A 16,706-nucleotide genomic window follows, 5' to 3' on the forward strand; every position below is an offset into this window, starting at 1 on the left:
GATTATTTGTATAATAGTAGGTGAGAAATGTTTTCGAATAGGAGGTGTATAGTTAATGAAGTTAGTTATTCCGAAGCAACACGGCGCATGGGCTATGCTCGTTATACCATTTCTATTAAGTGTCATACTTGGGAAACCTACTATGTATCATATTCCGTTGTTTTTAGCGTGGTTCTTTATTTATTTAGCTACGTACCCATTTCTTACATACATAAAGCAAAGACGAAAAAAAGAGTACTTACATGCAGCAATTGTATATTTTATCATTGCGTTCGTATTTGGAATGATTTCTCTATTATATGAATGGCGCATTCTTTTATTCGTAGTATTCATGATTCCATTATTTATTGTAAATATGTATTACGCTCGTCAAAAAAATGAAAGAGCATTATTAAATGATATGAGTGCGATTATTGTTTTCTGTATTGGTGGTTTAGTTAGTTATTATTTTTCAATGAAACTTATAGATAAAACAGCATTATTTATTGCGCTTATTTCATTTTTATATTTTTTAGGAAGTACATTTTATGTGAAAACGATGATACGCGAGAAAAATAATCCGAAGTATCGGCTTATATCGTGGGGGTATCATATTGTATTAACAATCATCGTATTTGTTATCAATCCGTGGTGTTCTCTTATTTTTATACCGAGTGTCATTCGAGCAATTATGTTGTACGGTAAAAAGATTTCTATTATAAAAGTAGGGGTTTTAGAAATTGCTAATTCTGTATATTTTTTAATTATAACGGTAATAATTATGAAGTATGCCATTTGAAAAAGCTTCCCACCTTATGATGGGAAGTTTTTTCAATCTTGTTCTAAAATATGAACGGTGTAATCACAACGTTGAATAGCTTGTTCGATCGCATAAAGAGATTGTTCAATACGTGCGCGATTAAAATCTTTTTCAACAGTTTGTAGTGCTGCTTCTAAACAATGTTTTGCTTCTTGTAATGATTGAAAAGAGTCTTGTACATATCCGCGAGCATTTTCGTGCATTTCATAATCCTCCTTGCATGTTCATATATGTATAGTATGAACAGTAAGAAACAAAATATAATTTGTTATATTTATTTGACAATTAAAATGAAATTACGTATAGTAAGAATTAAGTGAATATTTTCTTATCCAGAGAGGTGGAGGGACTGGCCCGATGAAACCCAGCAACCGCGATGCAGGTGCTAATTCCAGCAGAACATATTTGTTCTGGGAGATAAGACGAAGATATATACGTAACTTCTTCTTATCGGAGAGGTTTTTTTATTGCAAAAAAAACCGATTACGAAAATTTATATTAAGAAGAAAGGGGTTGCGAAGTACTGTGACACTCGAAAAATACGTAAAACTGCGTAGTACAGTTTATGAATATATGATAGAGCAAGATAAGCCAATATCATTGTTAGATATTCAAGAACATATCGTTTCGCATCATGAAGGAAAATTCACGAAAAAGATGTTACATCAATTTTATTTATCAAGGCTATTAGACGAACTGAAACTGGATGGGAAAATTACATTAGCTGATGAATATCTCTATACTGAAAAAGGGGTATTTTATAAGGCGAGAAAAGGGAGCTAAGCTCTCTTTTTTTGAAGTATGTAGTGTAAAAGACTGCTTAAGCAGCCTGATACAGGGAATGGTGTTGAGTGTGTAGTGTCAAAGATTGAATGTGCCTGAAAGAGGCACTTCATATCGGCTGCAAATGAAAAGAGACACCTTCGCCGAATAGGTGTCAGTCATTTTGTCATATAGACTTGCTATTTGACAGTTATTAGAATAACATGCAGGGGTTATGGAAGTCAAAAGGGAATTAAAGGAAGCGGTGTTGTTATGTACGCTTATTTAATAAAAGAATTATATACGCATATTCCGAAGTACATTATGGATAAAGGTTATGAATATTATGAAGAAGGACATGTAGAAGATGTTGAAATACAAGACAAGAAAATATTTGCTTTCGTTATTGGAAATGCAGGGAACTATGAAGTGATTATTGATCTTGAAGATTTTACAGAAAGTAGCTGCGAATGTCCATATGAAAACTATTGTAAGCATATGGCGGCAGTTGTTTATGATATTCAAGGCACTGGTGAGAGTACGGTGAAAGAGAAACTGAATGATTTAGAAAAGGAAGAGTTACTTACCGTATTAAATCGTTTATTACAAAGTTCGAAAAACGTGCAAATTGTAGAGAAAATGTTAAAGAAGGGGAAACTTTAACTATAGAGGGAGTTGTTTTGTAGTGAATGTATTAATTGTATACGCTCATCCTAGTCCTTCAAGTTTTAACGCAGCGATTTTAAAGCATGTGCAAAAAGGATTACAAGAAACAAATCATTCAGTTACGGTACTTGATTTATATAAAGAACAATTTGATCCAGTCCTTGTATTTAATGAGGAGAAGAAAAGACGTGATTTAGTAAATGAAGAAGAGACAGCTCAGTACAGAAAATTAGTAGAAGAAGCGGATATGCTTTTATTCATCTATCCGATATGGTGGTGGGGGATGCCTGCTATTTTAAAAGGGTTTATTGATCGCATTTTCGTCGCTGGATTTGCTTATAAATATGAAGGTGCCTTGCCGAAAGGGTTACTAAAAGGTAAGAAAGCGTGGGTAATTAATACGCTAGATTCACCGTTATGGTACGTCGCACTATTATATCGATCAGCGGATTGGATAATGATGAAGAGAGGTGTGTTACGTTTTTGCGGCATTCGCGATATAAAACGATCAGTTTTTCAATCTGTGAAAACGAGTAAACGAGAGAAGCGGGAAAAGTGGTTATTACAAATAGAAGAAAAGGCTCGTACATTATGAATGAAATGGAACGTATTATAAAGTGTTGCCAGTATGATAACGAGCTTTTTCGTACATATATTCATCGCTTAGTTCAATTGAAGAAATGCAGTGAAACGTTTCAACAAATGAAGATTCAATTAAGAAATGATTACTTAATAAGAGGAATTTGTGAAAGAGAAGTTGATGAAGTAGTAAGGGGAAGTAAGGAATATGCGATGCATTTTCTTCCTAAAGCGTTGCAGTGGAATTTCTTGAGGGGAAATCCACATCTAATTGAAAAAGTATGTGAAGATTTTTTTGCATTTGAGGCGTTATATCTTACGGATGTAGAGTGGGAGGTCGTAATAAATTGCATGGGAAATAAGTGATTTATTATGTAAAAAAGCTAGTATAAAACTAGCTTTTCGTTTAAATAAATAAGAAACATAGACTAATGATGAATCCTGCATATAGTAAGTTCACAACGCAAAATCCCATAATATCACGAGCGCCTAAACCAGCTATCGCTAATGCCGGTAATGCCCAGAAAGGTTGAATTAAATTCGTCCAAGCATCACCCCACGCAATTGCCATTGCTGTTTTTGCAGCAGGTACACCAAGTTCAGCGCCAGCTGGAATCATAATGGGTGCTTGCACAGCCCATTGACCGCCACCAGATGGAACGAAAATATTAACGATGCCAGCACTTAAAAAAGTAAAGAGCGGGAAAGTCGTTTCGTTTGAAATGCTAATAAAGAAATTCGAAATAGCTCCTCCAAGTGAAAGTCCTTCGTTATTTGCTCCAATCATCATTCCCATAATTCCAGCATAAAACGGAAATTGAAGTAAAATGCCAGAAGCACTTTTCGTAGAGTCTGAAAAAGCGCGAATATATTGAATCGGAGTACGGTGAAAAATAAGTCCAGCAATTAATAACATAAAAATAACGATGTCTAGCGTAAGGTTAAAGCCTTTCGTATAAAAGTAATTGAAAATATAAATGAGACCTAATAATCCAACGCAAAGTGTAATAATGATGCTATTTTCCATTTTCTCAGCGAACGTATTTTTCCCTACCTCTTGAGCGGCAGCTTCCTCATGGAATACGCTAGGATCTACTGTTATTGTATGTTTTTTATCTGGATGCATCGCCTTATTAATGAGAGGCATCGTAACTAAAAAGATAATAACTGGAACGAGAGCGTATGGTGAGAATAACGTTTCAGTGATTGGGATTGCTTCTTTTATACTTCCAGCTGTCGTTTTCATTAACGTTTCTCCGCCTGTTGCTAACGTAAGAGGGATAGAAGCAGAAAGCCCCGCATGCCAAATGAGAAATCCAGAGTAAGAAGAGGCAATGGCTAGTCTATAATCTAATCCTTCCAGCTGTCTTGCTACTTCTTTTGCATATAAAACAGATACAACAATACCAAATCCCCAGTTTATGTATGCCCCTAGTAAACTTACGATTGAAATGGCAATAATACCTTGTCCATTCGTTTTTGGTAGTTTTGCCGCTTTTGTTAATCCTTTTTTAATAAGAGGAGCGTTTGCTAAAGCAGATCCTGTCACGAGTACAAGTGCCATTTGCATAGAAAAGGCGAGAAGTCCCCAAATTCCATCACCCCAATGAGTGATCATTTCCACCGGCGTTTGGTGCGTTGCAAACATGCCGAAGAAGATAACAAAAACAGTTAATAAACATGATAAAATAAACGGTTCTGGCAAGAAACGTTGCACTAAGGCGACGCAACCATTTGTAAAAGAACGAAACAAAATAAATCAACCTCCTTATGTGTTTATTACAATTATTCGAGGTTGTTTAGTTGATAACCTTTTAAAGTTAGAAAATTCCGATAAATTTAAAAGGATTGAAATTCTATGTCTATACGTTATTTTATTTTGAATCGAAATATTTATAAGAAGGGTAGTACCATCAACACTTTGACAGAAAAAGTTGCTCTTTCTTCAATATGAAATATTGCATATAAAAATGAATTGATGCAAATGTAAAAGCTTATTATAATGAAAGCATAAATATACAACACGTCTTAATACAGCAAAGAGGAGGAAGTAATATGGAAATCGCAATGGCAGTTTTAAAATTTATAGGTGGAGTAATTCCTTTAGTTCAAGAACTATTAAAAGCATTTATGTAAGTTTATTCGTTAGCTATTATGTATCAATTATTATTATATCTTACTAAAAAAGAACGGGGTGATTTTTCTGAATATTAAGAAAAATAATAAAAAAAGAAAGTTCCTTGCATGTTTATTAGTTAGTCTATGCACTCTTAATTATTCATCTATTTCTTTCGCAGAAACACAAGCCAGTCATGCAACTGATATAACTAAAAATGCTAGTAGTATTGATACTGGTATAGCAAATCTTAAATATAATAATCAAGAGGTTTTAGCTGTAAATGGTGATAAAGTAGAGAGTTTTGTTCCGAAAGAAAGTATCAATTCAAATGGTAAATTTGTAGTGGTGGAACGCGAGAAAAAATCACTTACAACGTCACCAGTCGATATTTCGATTATTGATTCTGTAGCAAATCGCACGTATCCAGGAGCTGTACAACTTGCCAATAAAGCTTTTGCAGACAATCAACCAAGTTTACTAGTGGCTAAGAGAAAGCCTTTGAATATTAGTATAGACTTACCTGGCATGAGAAAAGAAAATACAATCACTGTCCAAAATCCGACATATGGTAATGTGGCTGGAGCAGTAGACGATTTAGTATCTACTTGGAATGAAAAGTATTCCACAACACATACGTTACCTGCAAGAATGCAGTATACAGAATCTATGGTTTATAGTAAATCACAAATCGCAAGTGCTCTTAATGTTAACGCCAAATATCTAGATAACAGTCTAAATATTGACTTTAATGCCGTTGCAAATGGAGAGAAAAAAGTGATGGTGGCGGCATATAAGCAAATATTCTATACCGTAAGTGCTGAACTACCTAACAATCCATCCGATCTATTTGATAATAGTGTTACTTTTGATGAGCTAACTCGTAAAGGAGTAAGTAATTCAGCTCCACCTGTTATGGTCTCAAATGTAGCTTATGGTAGAACGGTTTATGTAAAATTAGAAACAACATCTAAGAGTAAAGATGTACAAGCTGCGTTTAAAGCCTTACTTAAGAATAACAGCGTTGAAACAAGTGGACAGTACAAAGATATTTTTGAAGAAAGTACCTTTACTGCTGTAGTACTAGGCGGAGATGCGAAAGAGCATAACAAGGTTGTTACAAAAGATTTCAGTGAAATCCGAAATATCATTAAAGATAATGCTGAATTAAGTTTTAAAAATCCAGCATACCCAATTTCATATACAAGCACTTTCTTAAAAGATAATGCAACTGCTGCTATTCATAACAATACAGATTATATTGAGACGACAACTACAGAATATTCAAGTGCTAAAATGAAACTTGATCATTACGGTGCATATGTTGCTCAATTTGATGTATCTTGGGATGAATTCACATTTGATCAAAATGGGAAAGAAATACTAACACATAAAACATGGGAAGGTAGTGGCAAAGACAAAACGGCTCATTACTCTACAGTTATCCCTCTTCCACCAAATTCAAAAAATATAAAAATCGTAGCAAGAGAATGTACAGGTCTTGCATGGGAATGGTGGAGAACCATCATTAATGAACAAAATGTTCCATTAACAAATGAAATAAAGGTTTCAATTGGAGGAACAACATTATACCCAACTGCTACTATTAGTCATTAGGTTGGAGCAAAGCGCCCTATTTACAGGGCGCTTTTTTTATTTAGGTGAAAGTAAATCGGCGTTTTTCAAATATATCATAATCAATTCGCAAATCTTGTAACCATATTTTTTAATGATTGTATAAGTGATATCAGTTCTCATTATTAATTTATTGCGAATCAGCATTTGGATATTTTTATTGGGAATAGTAAGGATGAGGGGAGGTGCATTACATATGGGAAAAGGTAGAAGTAATAATGCTGGTAAAAAGCAACCAAATTTCGATGATTCATCTAATTTCGCTAAACAAAGTCAACCGACAGAAAAGAAGAAGAAATAAAAAAAGGAGCTCTCTTTATCAAGAGAGCTCCTTTTTTAGATATATTGATGTTTCAACACAACAGATCGTGTGTTCAATCAAATAGTCATAAATGTAAGGTTTAAACCCCGGCTTCCACTACTGTGGAAGCTTTTCTAAATGATGGGCAATATCAACATACATGTTTGAGTATGTTGAATGTATGTCATTACTTGGCGTAGCGTTAGAAGAGAAGTGGACAATTACCATGTTTGCTTTCGGATCGATGTAAAGTGTTTGTCCGTAACTACCTAACACTTCAAAAGCACCTTGTTCATTGTGCGGAATCCACCATTGATTATGATAAGAAATGGAAGCTCCAGGGCCAACTGCAAGTTCACCTTGTTGGACATTTTTTATATCTTCAGTAATAGAAGAAGGGAGAATTTGTTTTCCGTTATATTCCCCGTTATTTAATAGTAATTGCCCGAATCTCGCCATATCTCTAGCTGTTGCATTTAAGCCAGCGCTTGCTTGTTCTACTTTCGTTTCATCTGTAACGTAATACGCGTTTTCTTCCATACCAATTTGATACCAAATTCGTTCACTAACATTTTCCGCTAATGATTTACCTGTGATCGTTCGAATCACCCAAGCGAGCGTTTCCGCTGATCCGTTATCGTAAGAAAAATCGGAACCAGGCGGTGCAGTTTCTTCTGCTTCTCGTAACATATCATAAATTTTCAGCGGACCGTCGTAGTTTTTACCTCTAGGTAAAATATTGCTCGCTAAATATAGTTGTGCATCTTGATTTTCTAACGCTGGATGTTCATATCCGTGAGTAGGGTACTGTGCAGAAACTTGCATGTCCATTAATTGCTGCAGTGTTGCTTTTCCGAACGGTGTATTTTTTAATTCTTTTATATATGTGTCAGCTGTTTTTTCTAAATCAATACGGTTTTCTTCAGCGAGAGATTGTATCATTGCTCCGGTAAAAACCTTTGCTAATGACGCCATACCATGAGGCTCACTCTCGTTATATCCATTGAAATATCTTTCATAAACAAGTTGACCATTATGTACAACGACAAAAGCATCCGTTTTGTTATCGTCTAAAAGTTTTTTTAGAGGAGTTGTATTTCCAAATCTACGCTCTACAGCAAAATCATCTAAGTTTTGCAATGCGGTAGAGAAGTGGGATACTTGATCCGGGTTATTTTTCACCTCGTTAATTAAAGTGAATTCTTTCATGTGTGTATACGACCAACGTAAGTACGGGTCATCTAACCAATTTTTCTTCGTCACGTTATTTTTCGATGGGATTGTTTTATTATGTTTAAAGTATGTAAAACCGAGCCCTGTAATTACAAATATAAATGTGATTATGAGTAAGAGTAGGGGAGATTTTTTAAGTTTCATAGGGGTCCCTCCTTTTTTATTTCTAGTATAAGTATACGCTTCTAATGAAAGAAATACAAAATAAGGAAAGTAAACGGGGAAGTTTACTTTCCTTATTCATGTTAAGCGGAAACTTTTCCGTCTGTCTGTTGTTTCTTGAATTTTTGTTTTCGTCCGTGTAATCCATAATAGAGAAGTAAAGTGAACGCAACGATAATAGCTGCGATAAAATACATATTATGGTAACTTGATTTCGCTGCGACGATACCTAAAATGAAAGAACCAAAGCCAATACCACTATCAAAGAATGAGAAGTACGTAGCTGTCGCAGAACCACGTCGGTGATTTGGAGCGGCAGAAATTGCAATCGTTTGGAAGCTAGGAATTAATGTTCCATAGCCTAAACCGATTAACATACCTGCACCAAGGAACCAAAATGAAGTTTGTGCTTGGCTTAAAATGAACATCCCAATTGTGAAAATAATGATAGCAGGGTAAACAAGTACATTTTCACCGAAGCGATCAAAAATCTTACCTGTAAATGGACGAGAAATTACAACAACAAGTGCGTATAAAATAAAGAAGTAACTTGCAATGTCAGCTAAACCGAGCTCTTTTGCATAAATAGGAATAAAGGATAAAATGCCACTATAAGAAAAGGCTAAAACAAATCCTGTCAGAGCAATCGGAATAGAAGATGGTTCAAGTAAGTCTTTCCATTTCATTTTTTCTTGTTTTTGTTTCTTTACTGGTGCTTCATGCGGAATATTTACAAGTAGACCTAATAAAAATGCAAGCAATGAAAATACGGAACAAACGATAAATAATACTGTAAATGAAAAATGAGAAATAATTGTTAAACCTAAAAAAGGACCAATTACCATTGGCAAACTCATGAATACGCCGAAATAGGCAAGTGCTTCGCCGCGTCTATGAGCTGGCGCAACATCTGTGACAATCGTACCAGTTGCTGTCGTTGCCATACCGAACCCGATACCATGTAAGAAGCGAAGGGCAAGTAATAAAAATAAACTTTGTGCACCGAAATACATAACAGTAGCGGCTAAAAATAAAGAAAGTGAAATAAATAATATTTTCTTTCTTCCTAAATCATCGAGCCATTTGCCTGTAAATGGTCGACATAAAACAGATGAAATAAGAAATACAGTTGCAACTAAACCAATTTCCTCAGGTTTTCCTTTTAGGCCGTCTATTACATAGACAGGCAAAGTAGTCATAAGCATATAAAATGTTAAAAAGAGAAATAGACTACTAAAACAAGTTCCGAGGAAATCCTTCGTCCAAAGTTTCTCACTTTGCATCGTCATCCCTCCAATTTAATCTAAGTTTTTAATAATTTGTTGTAACACTTGAAATGCTTGATGTAACTCATCTTTGTTAATACCTTCTAGCGTCTTTTCTTCAAAAGTATCAACTTCTTCTTGCCATACCGGAATCATTTTTATCGCTGTTTCGGATAAAGAAATAAGCTTCTCACGGCGATCTTTTCCTTCAGTACGAATAATCCATCCCATCGTTTCCATACGTGTTAACGTACGAGTCATCGTTGGTGATTCAACATTTAAATACTGGCATAACTCTGTTTGTGTACAAGAACCAGTTTGATTGATGCGGAAAATAACAGCCCATTGCGCACTAAATAACCCAGTGGGAGATACGCGTTCATTAAATTTCTTCGTAAACTTGCGAGAAGTCTGGCTGACAATGTGGAAAAAATGTTGTTTTTCGTCCATGTATTTTGATCCTTTCAAATTAGTTACCTAGCTAACTATATACTTTTTCATTATAATTGTCTAGTAATAGACATGTTGATTTATGTAAAAATTTCGTATAGGTTTTATGTTGCGAACGTACATTCTGCATGCTATTCTTTAATTAAGTAAAGAATTTTCTTTCTATTAAAAAGAATGGGGGAACTTGTGATGATTAAGCCTGCAACAATGGAGTTTGTTTCACTATCGAACGGAGAAACGATTGCGTATCAGGAAGTTGGAAGGCAAAATACAGAAATTCTTGTACTCATTCACGGGAACATGACATCGTCACAACACTGGGATTTAGTTATTGAAAAGCTGCAAAATCAATACCATATTTACGCTCTTGATTTAAGAGGATTTGGCCAATCAACATATAATCAATCGATAGATTCATTACAAGACTTTGTAATAGATGTAAAACTATTTATCGATCAATTAAAACTAGAAAAATTTTCATTAATGGGCTGGTCAATGGGCGGTGGTGTTGCGATGCAGTTTACAGCAAATCATCCAACGTTTGTCGAAAAGTTAATTTTAGTAGAATCAGTTGGCATGAAGGGGTATCCAATTTTCAAAAAAGATATAAATGGGCAACCGATCGTATCAAGTTTAGTAAAGACGAAGGAAGAGGTTGCACAAGATCCTGTACAAATTGCTCCAGTGCTAGATGCGATAAAAAATATGAATAAATTATATTACCGAACAGTATGGGATTTATTAATATATACACATAATCAACCGGAACCGGATCGTTATGAAAAGTATTTAGATGATATGTTAACGCAGCGTAATTTCGTAGATGTAAATTATGCGCTTATTACATTTAATATTTCGGATGAACATAACGGGGTTGTAGAGGGAAATAAGCAAATTCATCATATTAAAGCTCCAACACTCGTCATACAAGGTGACAGAGATTATGTCGTACCGCAAGTAGTCGGTGAGGAATTAGCAAAATATTTGCCAAATGCAGAGTTGAAAGTGTTAGAGGATTGCGGACACTCACCGTTTATAGATTGCTTAGATGTATTTATAAAACATGTAGAGGATTGGTTAGAAGAGAAATAATCCCCGAAATGAGATGTATTGCATATACTATAACATTGTAGGTAAAAGGGGAGATTATCCATGCATCATCCGTTCTTAATTGCGCATTCGCCATATAATCATCACTTATATACAAAAATAATGATAGCTCCGATGTATATGCAAGTTTCACCAGCTGTAGTTCCTTTACAAATGCAATACCCGCAGCCACCAATTGCTAGTGCACAGCAATACGTGTATGAAACGGATTTTTATAAACATCCATATTTCAAGCAATTCCATAACAATGTGAAAGCACAAGTTTGGGAAGGATAAGAAGCTAAAAGAATCATTCTTTTAGCTTCTTTTTTTATTTTGAATATTCGTACACGCATTTGAAGAAACAGTTTATAATGAAAGGTGGAAAGCGTGAGAAGGAGAGGGAAAGGGATGTCACTGCGTTTTACATTTTGGATTATGGTTGGGATTGTAGCAATCTCGGGTTTGTCACAAGGGATGCTCTTACCGGCCATTGCAATGATTTTTGAACAAGAAGGGGTTAGTTCAAGTATTAATGGTATTCATGCGACGGCACTATATATTGGGATATTAGTTATTTCACCGTTTCTTGAAAAACCGATGCAAAAGTTTGGGATGAAGCCAATTATCGTGATTGGTGGGTTTCTCGTTATTATTTCATTATTTTTCTTTACACAAACTTTTTCATTTTGGGTATGGTTCGTTCTTAGATTTCTAGTTGGAGTCGGAGATCATATGCTTCATGTCGGAACACAAACATGGATTACGACAACAGCAGACCCAAGTAAAATAGGGAGACAAGTATCGATATACGGTGTATTCTTCGGAATTGGTTTTGCCGTTGGTCCGTATTTAGCAAGCACTGTTCAGTACGGTCTTGCAACGCCATTTATTATATCCACTATACTGTGCTTAATAGGTTGGCTATTATTACTGCCAACGAAAAATGCATTCCCGGCGCAAGATGAAAGAGAAGTGAAGCGTGAGTCATCATTTTCTCGTTATAAACAAGTTGTTGGATTAGGATGGATTGCACTGCTGGGACCACTTGCATATGGTGTACTGGAAGCGATGTTAAACAGTAACTTACCAGTATACGCGCTTCGAAAAGGATGGTCTGTTTCAGAAGTATCCTTCTTATTACCAGCGTTTGCAGTTGGGGGTATTATTACACAAATTCCGCTCGGTATATTAAGTGATAAATACGGAAGAGATCGTATTTTAACGTGGACGTTCAGCGTAAGTACGGGTATTTTCCTGCTGGCAGCAGTATTTGATCAATATTATTGGATTGTCTTTGCCTGTATGCTATTAGCTGGTATGGTCATTGGATCGTGCTTCTCATTAGGCCTTGGATTTATGACAGATTTATTACCGAGACACTTATTGCCAGCAGGTAATATATTATCTGGAATCGCCTTTAGTTTAGGGAGTATACTGGGACCTGTATTAGGAGGCGTATTTATAGAAAAAATACAGTATACAAGCTTTTTTATTGCGGTTATGATTATAATAGGAATTCTCGCAATGTTATATATCGTCTACATGAAGAATCAATTCGCATCAAGAAAAATAGAAAGTAGGTTAGGGCATGACAAAACAACCTAATAAAAAGAAATTTGAAGTACTCGAAAACGAAACAATTACAGATTGCTTAGCACGTATGGAACAAGAAGGCTATGCACCATCTCGTCGCATGGAAGAGCCAATCTTTCATGAAGTGAAGAAAAACGGCAAAACAGAAGTTGAACCGTGCGGTAGGAAGATTGTCTTTGAGGGGAAATTGAAGTAATACATTATATAAAAAGAATTTGCTTTCGGGTACAAGAAAGATAAAACATATAGTCACATAAAAAAATGCTGTTGATTTCAATATCAATAGTGTTTTTTTATTTAACAAATATATAGGTCAAAATGAATTTCTGCTTGAATTGAAGAAAAATGCGAAACCTTTTTATAAAATATGGAAATGTTAAAATCCCTTTGATAAAATAGCAATATGCAAAAATAATTATTTATAAATTCTCAATGTAATGAATATTCATGTTCAAATATACGAATTTAACTACATAGTTATTGTAATAAAGGGGGAGAAAGATGTTAGATGAATTGTACAATGCTTTTTTAAATGCATCGGGTTTTACAGAAAGCGCGAGGAAACGAGACCAGTATGATAAATTACATGATTATTTGAAAGATCAAGAAAGAGAGTTAAAGCAATTCATTCAAGAGGCTGAATCAGCGAAAAGAGATTATGAGAGTAAAAGTAATGGTTTAGAAGCTAATAAAATTCCGGCAGTTGAATTTGAACAAAAACGTCATGAAAAGGATGAAGACTTACATACAGTATTATCCTATTTTAAAAGTGAATTAAGCAATGTTGGATCTGCGATAGGTACAGCTTATGCAAAGTATTTGGAATATAAAGCGAAAGCAGAAGCGGAGAAAGTGTCAGCATACGCTGCAGCGACCAGAGCTTTTGAAGAAAAGAAAAAGGAAATTGAAAAACTTATCCATTAAGTATACAAAGAATGGAGGGAACTAACATGAGTGGTAAAGAGGTTGAAATTATAGGAAGTAACACTGCAAGTGCCATTTCTTACGCACAAAACATAGAGAACGGCATGAAAGATTCTTTAAATCAAGCGAAAAACTTAAAAGCATACGTTACATGTGCGAAATGGAATGGAAAAACGAGAGATGCCTTTTTAAGTTATCTTGATTTAATCATTCAATATAACTCAGAAATGGTAGAGGCATTTGAAGGACATACGAAAGCTTTGAAAGAGTTAGAGAAAAGTATTCAAACGTATGGCGATATATCGGAAGTAAGGGCGATAAAAAAATTGTGATGGAGAAATGAGGGATAAAAGAATGGGGAAAGAAATGATTTTTGCACCTGCTGAATTATATGTTCTCGCAGGTGCAGCTGGGGTTACCGATATATTTGGATTGCCAAACCGTGACGTAATTATTTTACTTGATGAAGAATGTGTGACAAAAGCAACTACGAGTTTAAAAGAAAAAGGCCTACTTACAAGTGAAAACGGAATTACCCCTGCAGCTTTTCAAATGATTGAGCTATTAAAAGAATATGAAAATTGTCATGAATACACGAGAATGAATAATGTATTAATTGGCTTTTTGAAAGAGGATAAAGACCGAGTGGCTGTATTAACGGAAATAGAGCCAAATAAAAAATACGAGATCGACTACATACCAAAGCCAGACGTATATTTTTCCTTATTAACACGCATCCCTTTCTTATTGAGAGAACCGAGGGAAATAGAAGATACATTTTTCTCAAAGAGAATGACAGAAGAAGAACAACAAACATTTGAGGAAAAAGATTTATCAAATAAAGATGTTATAGCGATAGAAACGTATACGAGGCCTCGGAGTAATAGAGGAGGAAAATGGGAATGTTTCTTATATTTCACTGAAGGAGAAGATTTCGTTCAAATTGATGTAGAACGTAATCGATATGACTGGGTGAGTCTCTATGCGGTAAATAAGAAATTGTATGACGTGTTAAAAATGCCGTATAAAAAATTAATTGACCCGAGACAATTTTCGTTAGGAGGTATTGAATAATGCAAGTATCAATGGGAGATGGTGGTTCTGGTGGTGGAGAAGAAGTATTAGTTAATTTTCAAGAACTACTTGATATAGTAATGAAGTTAGAAAATATATATAAAATCCATGTAGACGTCATTGGAACGAATATTGAGAGTTTATTAAGCTGTGATTTTTATCAAAAAGGTGAAGCGATGAGAGTAATTGAAAAATATCCTGATATATTACACAAAACACTTGAATTGGCTGAACACTATTATAGGTCGGCGACAGTTGTAAGGGACGCATGTATAGAAATGTTTGAAAAGGACGAACAATTACGTGAAATATTAAGTAAGTTGTAGAAATCACCATACGGCTGGGGGATGAAAACGAAATGGATGTGAAATATAGACCTGAACCATGGCAAAACATGGGGGATGGTATGAATCGAATTACAAAAGATGCACTCATAAAATTACGGCACGCAAATGAATTATTGAAAAAAATTGATGGAAGAATACGAGATTTAGACTCAGATGGTAGTATACATTTTAACCCAAAAGATCAATCGCAAAAAATCGGGGAATTACTTGATAGCTATTCGACATTACAAAAATATTGCGGAGAAGCAGGGCGATTGGTCTCTGAACATATAGATAAACCTTTTTTAGTAGAAATGGATAAATTCGCTCAAAAAATGAGAGATACATCTATTCTCAGTTTCGAAACAGATAACCGAATTGGCTCCACAACAACGACAGTATTACCAGATGCGCACGCGGGATACGGAAGTGTACCGCAAACAATACAGACGAAAAAAGATAAAATAACAGTAGAAGATATTTTTAGAGATTCACCTGCATTTGATAACGTACTTAGGGCGGAATACAAAGAACTAAAAAAACAAAATCCAGATGCAAAACTAAATTATGAAGAATACAAGAAAGTAGTCCCATCCACACGAGGATTTGAATACAAATCGATAGAAGATGAACAGAAAAAACTAGAAATGGTGCGAGACATAGGAATAGGTCTAGGAATCATCATCACAACAATCCTTTGCCCGCCACTCGGGGCCGCTGCCGCAGTAGTATACGGTGCTGTACAAATCAAAAGTGGTATCGACGGAGAAGACTGGGGAACACACAGGAAATTGAGCCAAGAAGAACGGGTAGGAAACATCATTTTTGGCGGATTAGATGCAATCCCAGTTGTGGGAGCAGTAGGAAAAGGAGTAAAAGCATTCAAAGGCACGAGTGAATTAGCTGATTTAGCGAAATTATTAAAATTCAAAGAAGGAATGCCTGGTTTTAATCCAAATTTGGGTAAAAATGTGGTACAATCGCTTAAGGAAAATAAGACTTTAAAAAATGCACTAGATGCGATGAAAAATACTCCTATTCCAGTAGCAGTTAGGATGGTGGATACTGGAATAGGAGTGAGGCTTCCTTATATAGAATCTTCAACTGTTGGAGAAGTAGCTGGAAAGTTTTCAAAGGCAAGTACGGCAGCTAAGGATGATGCTTATCAACTTGCGCATGGGCATAGTAAATTAGAAGGAAGTAATAAAACTAGCGGAGTGGGTAATAATAGCTCGCGTACTGACGAAATTGGAATCGAATTTAAACGTAATCCAAAACATAATGAAGATGAGTTTATACGACAATTAAAAAATCAAGAAGATGGACTGGGAAAATTGACAGTTGATGAGTTTATTCAGAATCGGAACCAATTTTTAAAATATGGAAGATCAAAACAAGCAAATTCAGCTCAAAGATTAGCACGAAAACAAGCTGTGCAAGATAAAATAGATGAATTTATGGAAGAAGGTTTTTCATTTAGGGAAGCAGAAGAGCAAGCTTTAAAGTGGATAAAGGATAAAGCTGCATTACATGACCCAGATCAAATTGCGGGTGGAAATCCATTAAAAATAACTGGCATGGGTGATTCTAGAATTAATTCATCAATAGGTTCGCAGTGGAAAAGCAGGATTGGTAATGTGGATAAGGAAATTAGACGAGTTGCTGACACCTTATCAGAGGAAGAAAAAAAATTGACATATCTTAATGTTAGATTGAAATCGGAGTAGGG

Annotated in this window: 20 protein-coding genes and 1 riboswitch; of the genes, 15 read left to right on the forward strand and 5 right to left on the reverse strand. The window is 35.2% G+C overall.

The genetic code is table 11. The annotated features are described in order from the left end of the window. Positions 1-55: 55 nt before the first annotated feature. Entirely contained in the window at positions 56-778 is a 723-nt protein-coding gene (locus Q9B79_RS02280) for a YwiC-like family protein (protein WP_306182466.1), read from the forward strand. A 32-nt stretch (positions 779-810) separates the two neighbouring features. On the opposite strand, the gene Q9B79_RS02285 is transcribed toward Q9B79_RS02280, so the two are convergent. Further along, the gene (locus Q9B79_RS02285) at positions 811-1,002 is read right to left on the reverse strand and encodes a hypothetical protein (RefSeq protein WP_000544998.1); all 192 of its coding nucleotides are present in this window, start codon (positions 1,000-1,002) and stop codon (positions 811-813) included. Positions 1,003-1,124: 122 nt separating this feature from the next. Next, positions 1,125-1,223, forward strand: a riboswitch (SAM riboswitch). 101 nt (positions 1,224-1,324) lie between these two features. Here Q9B79_RS02285 and Q9B79_RS02290 point away from each other — a divergent pair. From Q9B79_RS02290 to Q9B79_RS02305, 4 genes are all read left to right on the forward strand, one after another. Beyond that, entirely contained in the window at positions 1,325-1,582 is a 258-nt protein-coding gene (locus Q9B79_RS02290; protein WP_000171478.1) for a hypothetical protein, read from the forward strand. A gap of 252 nt (positions 1,583-1,834) precedes the next feature. Further along, a complete protein-coding gene (locus Q9B79_RS02295; protein ID WP_306182467.1) occupies positions 1,835-2,224 on the forward strand; it encodes an SWIM zinc finger family protein in 390 nt (129 codons plus the stop codon). A 22-nt stretch (positions 2,225-2,246) separates the two neighbouring features. Continuing rightward, complete coding sequence (locus tag Q9B79_RS02300) at positions 2,247-2,822, forward strand: NAD(P)H-dependent oxidoreductase (RefSeq protein WP_306182468.1); 576 nt, start codon at positions 2,247-2,249, stop codon at positions 2,820-2,822. Next, positions 2,819-3,172 (forward strand): group-specific protein, encoded by a 354-nt coding sequence (locus Q9B79_RS02305; protein WP_306182469.1) that lies wholly within the window; start codon positions 2,819-2,821, stop codon positions 3,170-3,172. The genes Q9B79_RS02300 and Q9B79_RS02305 overlap by 4 nt, the downstream gene beginning before the upstream one ends. A gap of 40 nt (positions 3,173-3,212) precedes the next feature. Here Q9B79_RS02305 and Q9B79_RS02310 read toward each other — a convergent pair whose 3' ends face one another. After that, positions 3,213-4,559: a short-chain fatty acid transporter gene (locus Q9B79_RS02310; protein ID WP_306182470.1), complete on the reverse strand. Its 1,347-nt coding sequence runs from the start codon at positions 4,557-4,559 to the stop codon at positions 3,213-3,215. A gap of 441 nt (positions 4,560-5,000) precedes the next feature. Between Q9B79_RS02310 and alo the strand changes: the two genes are divergently transcribed. After that, entirely contained in the window at positions 5,001-6,539 is a 1,539-nt protein-coding gene (gene alo, locus Q9B79_RS02315; RefSeq protein ID WP_306182471.1) for an anthrolysin O/cereolysin O family cholesterol-dependent cytolysin Alo, read from the forward strand. A gap of 436 nt (positions 6,540-6,975) precedes the next feature. Here alo and Q9B79_RS02320 read toward each other — a convergent pair whose 3' ends face one another. From Q9B79_RS02320 to Q9B79_RS02330, 3 genes are all read right to left on the reverse strand, one after another. Further along, positions 6,976-8,235 (reverse strand): serine hydrolase domain-containing protein, encoded by a 1,260-nt coding sequence (locus Q9B79_RS02320; RefSeq protein WP_306182472.1) that lies wholly within the window; start codon positions 8,233-8,235, stop codon positions 6,976-6,978. A gap of 101 nt (positions 8,236-8,336) precedes the next feature. Further along, positions 8,337-9,536 (reverse strand): MFS transporter, encoded by a 1,200-nt coding sequence (locus tag Q9B79_RS02325; protein ID WP_306182473.1) that lies wholly within the window; start codon positions 9,534-9,536, stop codon positions 8,337-8,339. Positions 9,537-9,551: 15 nt separating this feature from the next. Next, complete coding sequence (locus Q9B79_RS02330; protein ID WP_306182474.1) at positions 9,552-9,968, reverse strand: MarR family winged helix-turn-helix transcriptional regulator; 417 nt, start codon at positions 9,966-9,968, stop codon at positions 9,552-9,554. Positions 9,969-10,142: 174 nt separating this feature from the next. Here Q9B79_RS02330 and phaZ point away from each other — a divergent pair, with 174 nt between their 5' ends. The 9 genes from phaZ to Q9B79_RS02375 all read left to right on the forward strand — a co-directional run bounded on the left by phaZ (position 10,143) and on the right by Q9B79_RS02375 (position 16,704). Next, positions 10,143-11,060, forward strand: a complete 918-nt coding sequence (gene phaZ, locus Q9B79_RS02335; protein WP_306182475.1) for an intracellular short-chain-length polyhydroxyalkanoate depolymerase — start codon at positions 10,143-10,145, stop codon at positions 11,058-11,060. A 60-nt stretch (positions 11,061-11,120) separates the two neighbouring features. Further along, positions 11,121-11,354 (forward strand): hypothetical protein, encoded by a 234-nt coding sequence (locus tag Q9B79_RS02340; RefSeq protein WP_306182476.1) that lies wholly within the window; start codon positions 11,121-11,123, stop codon positions 11,352-11,354. A gap of 114 nt (positions 11,355-11,468) precedes the next feature. Then, complete coding sequence (locus tag Q9B79_RS02345) at positions 11,469-12,665, forward strand: MFS transporter (RefSeq protein WP_306182477.1); 1,197 nt, start codon at positions 11,469-11,471, stop codon at positions 12,663-12,665. Then, on the forward strand, positions 12,649-12,849 hold the full coding sequence (locus Q9B79_RS02350) for an NETI motif-containing protein (RefSeq protein WP_000166305.1): 201 nt from the start codon (positions 12,649-12,651) through the stop codon (positions 12,847-12,849). Before Q9B79_RS02345 ends, Q9B79_RS02350 begins: the two co-directional genes overlap by 17 nt. Positions 12,850-13,154: 305 nt before the next feature. Further along, the gene (locus tag Q9B79_RS02355; RefSeq protein WP_306182478.1) at positions 13,155-13,577 is read left to right on the forward strand and encodes a hypothetical protein; all 423 of its coding nucleotides are present in this window, start codon (positions 13,155-13,157) and stop codon (positions 13,575-13,577) included. A gap of 26 nt (positions 13,578-13,603) precedes the next feature. After that, a complete protein-coding gene (locus Q9B79_RS02360; protein WP_000014540.1) occupies positions 13,604-13,909 on the forward strand; it encodes a WXG100 family type VII secretion target in 306 nt (101 codons plus the stop codon). 22 nt (positions 13,910-13,931) lie between these two features. Beyond that, positions 13,932-14,651: a DUF5081 family protein gene (locus tag Q9B79_RS02365; RefSeq protein ID WP_229130936.1), complete on the forward strand. Its 720-nt coding sequence runs from the start codon at positions 13,932-13,934 to the stop codon at positions 14,649-14,651. After that, positions 14,651-14,977, forward strand: a complete 327-nt coding sequence (locus Q9B79_RS02370; RefSeq protein WP_306182479.1) for an MFS transporter — start codon at positions 14,651-14,653, stop codon at positions 14,975-14,977. Before Q9B79_RS02365 ends, Q9B79_RS02370 begins: the two co-directional genes overlap by 1 nt. Before the next feature lie 32 nt (positions 14,978-15,009). Next, positions 15,010-16,704 carry a polymorphic toxin type 15 domain-containing protein gene (locus tag Q9B79_RS02375; protein WP_306182480.1) on the forward strand — a complete coding sequence of 565 codons (1,695 nt, stop codon included), beginning with the start codon at positions 15,010-15,012 and terminating at the stop codon, positions 16,702-16,704. The last annotated feature ends 2 nt before the right edge of the window (positions 16,705-16,706 follow it).

It is taken from the genome of Bacillus sp. MHSD_36 (genome assembly GCF_030757775.1).
GTDB lineage: Bacteria > Bacillota > Bacilli > Bacillales > Bacillaceae_G > Bacillus_A.

What these genes read in the sequence shown, in the direction of transcription:
- Q9B79_RS02280 (WP_306182466.1), top strand. Translation starts at nt 56, where the DNA reads ATGAAGTTAGTTATTCCGAAGCAACACGGCGCATGGGCTATGCTCGTT.
- Q9B79_RS02285 (WP_000544998.1), bottom strand. Translation starts at nt 1,002, where the DNA reads ATGCACGAAAATGCTCGCGGATATGTACAAGACTCTTTTCAATCATTA.
- Q9B79_RS02295 (WP_306182467.1), top strand. Translation starts at nt 1,835, where the DNA reads ATGTACGCTTATTTAATAAAAGAATTATATACGCATATTCCGAAGTAC.
- Q9B79_RS02305 (WP_306182469.1), top strand. Translation starts at nt 2,819, where the DNA reads ATGAATGAAATGGAACGTATTATAAAGTGTTGCCAGTATGATAACGAG.
- Q9B79_RS02320 (WP_306182472.1), bottom strand. Translation starts at nt 8,235, where the DNA reads ATGAAACTTAAAAAATCTCCCCTACTCTTACTCATAATCACATTTATA.
- Q9B79_RS02325 (WP_306182473.1), bottom strand. Translation starts at nt 9,536, where the DNA reads ATGCAAAGTGAGAAACTTTGGACGAAGGATTTCCTCGGAACTTGTTTT.
- Q9B79_RS02330 (WP_306182474.1), bottom strand. Translation starts at nt 9,968, where the DNA reads ATGGACGAAAAACAACATTTTTTCCACATTGTCAGCCAGACTTCTCGC.
- phaZ (WP_306182475.1), top strand. Translation starts at nt 10,143, where the DNA reads ATGGGGGAACTTGTGATGATTAAGCCTGCAACAATGGAGTTTGTTTCA.
- Q9B79_RS02340 (WP_306182476.1), top strand. Translation starts at nt 11,121, where the DNA reads ATGCATCATCCGTTCTTAATTGCGCATTCGCCATATAATCATCACTTA.
- Q9B79_RS02345 (WP_306182477.1), top strand. Translation starts at nt 11,469, where the DNA reads ATGTCACTGCGTTTTACATTTTGGATTATGGTTGGGATTGTAGCAATC.
- Q9B79_RS02350 (WP_000166305.1), top strand. Translation starts at nt 12,649, where the DNA reads ATGACAAAACAACCTAATAAAAAGAAATTTGAAGTACTCGAAAACGAA.
- Q9B79_RS02355 (WP_306182478.1), top strand. Translation starts at nt 13,155, where the DNA reads ATGTTAGATGAATTGTACAATGCTTTTTTAAATGCATCGGGTTTTACA.
- Q9B79_RS02360 (WP_000014540.1), top strand. Translation starts at nt 13,604, where the DNA reads ATGAGTGGTAAAGAGGTTGAAATTATAGGAAGTAACACTGCAAGTGCC.
- Q9B79_RS02365 (WP_229130936.1), top strand. Translation starts at nt 13,932, where the DNA reads ATGGGGAAAGAAATGATTTTTGCACCTGCTGAATTATATGTTCTCGCA.
- Q9B79_RS02370 (WP_306182479.1), top strand. Translation starts at nt 14,651, where the DNA reads ATGCAAGTATCAATGGGAGATGGTGGTTCTGGTGGTGGAGAAGAAGTA.
- Q9B79_RS02375 (WP_306182480.1), top strand. Translation starts at nt 15,010, where the DNA reads ATGGATGTGAAATATAGACCTGAACCATGGCAAAACATGGGGGATGGT.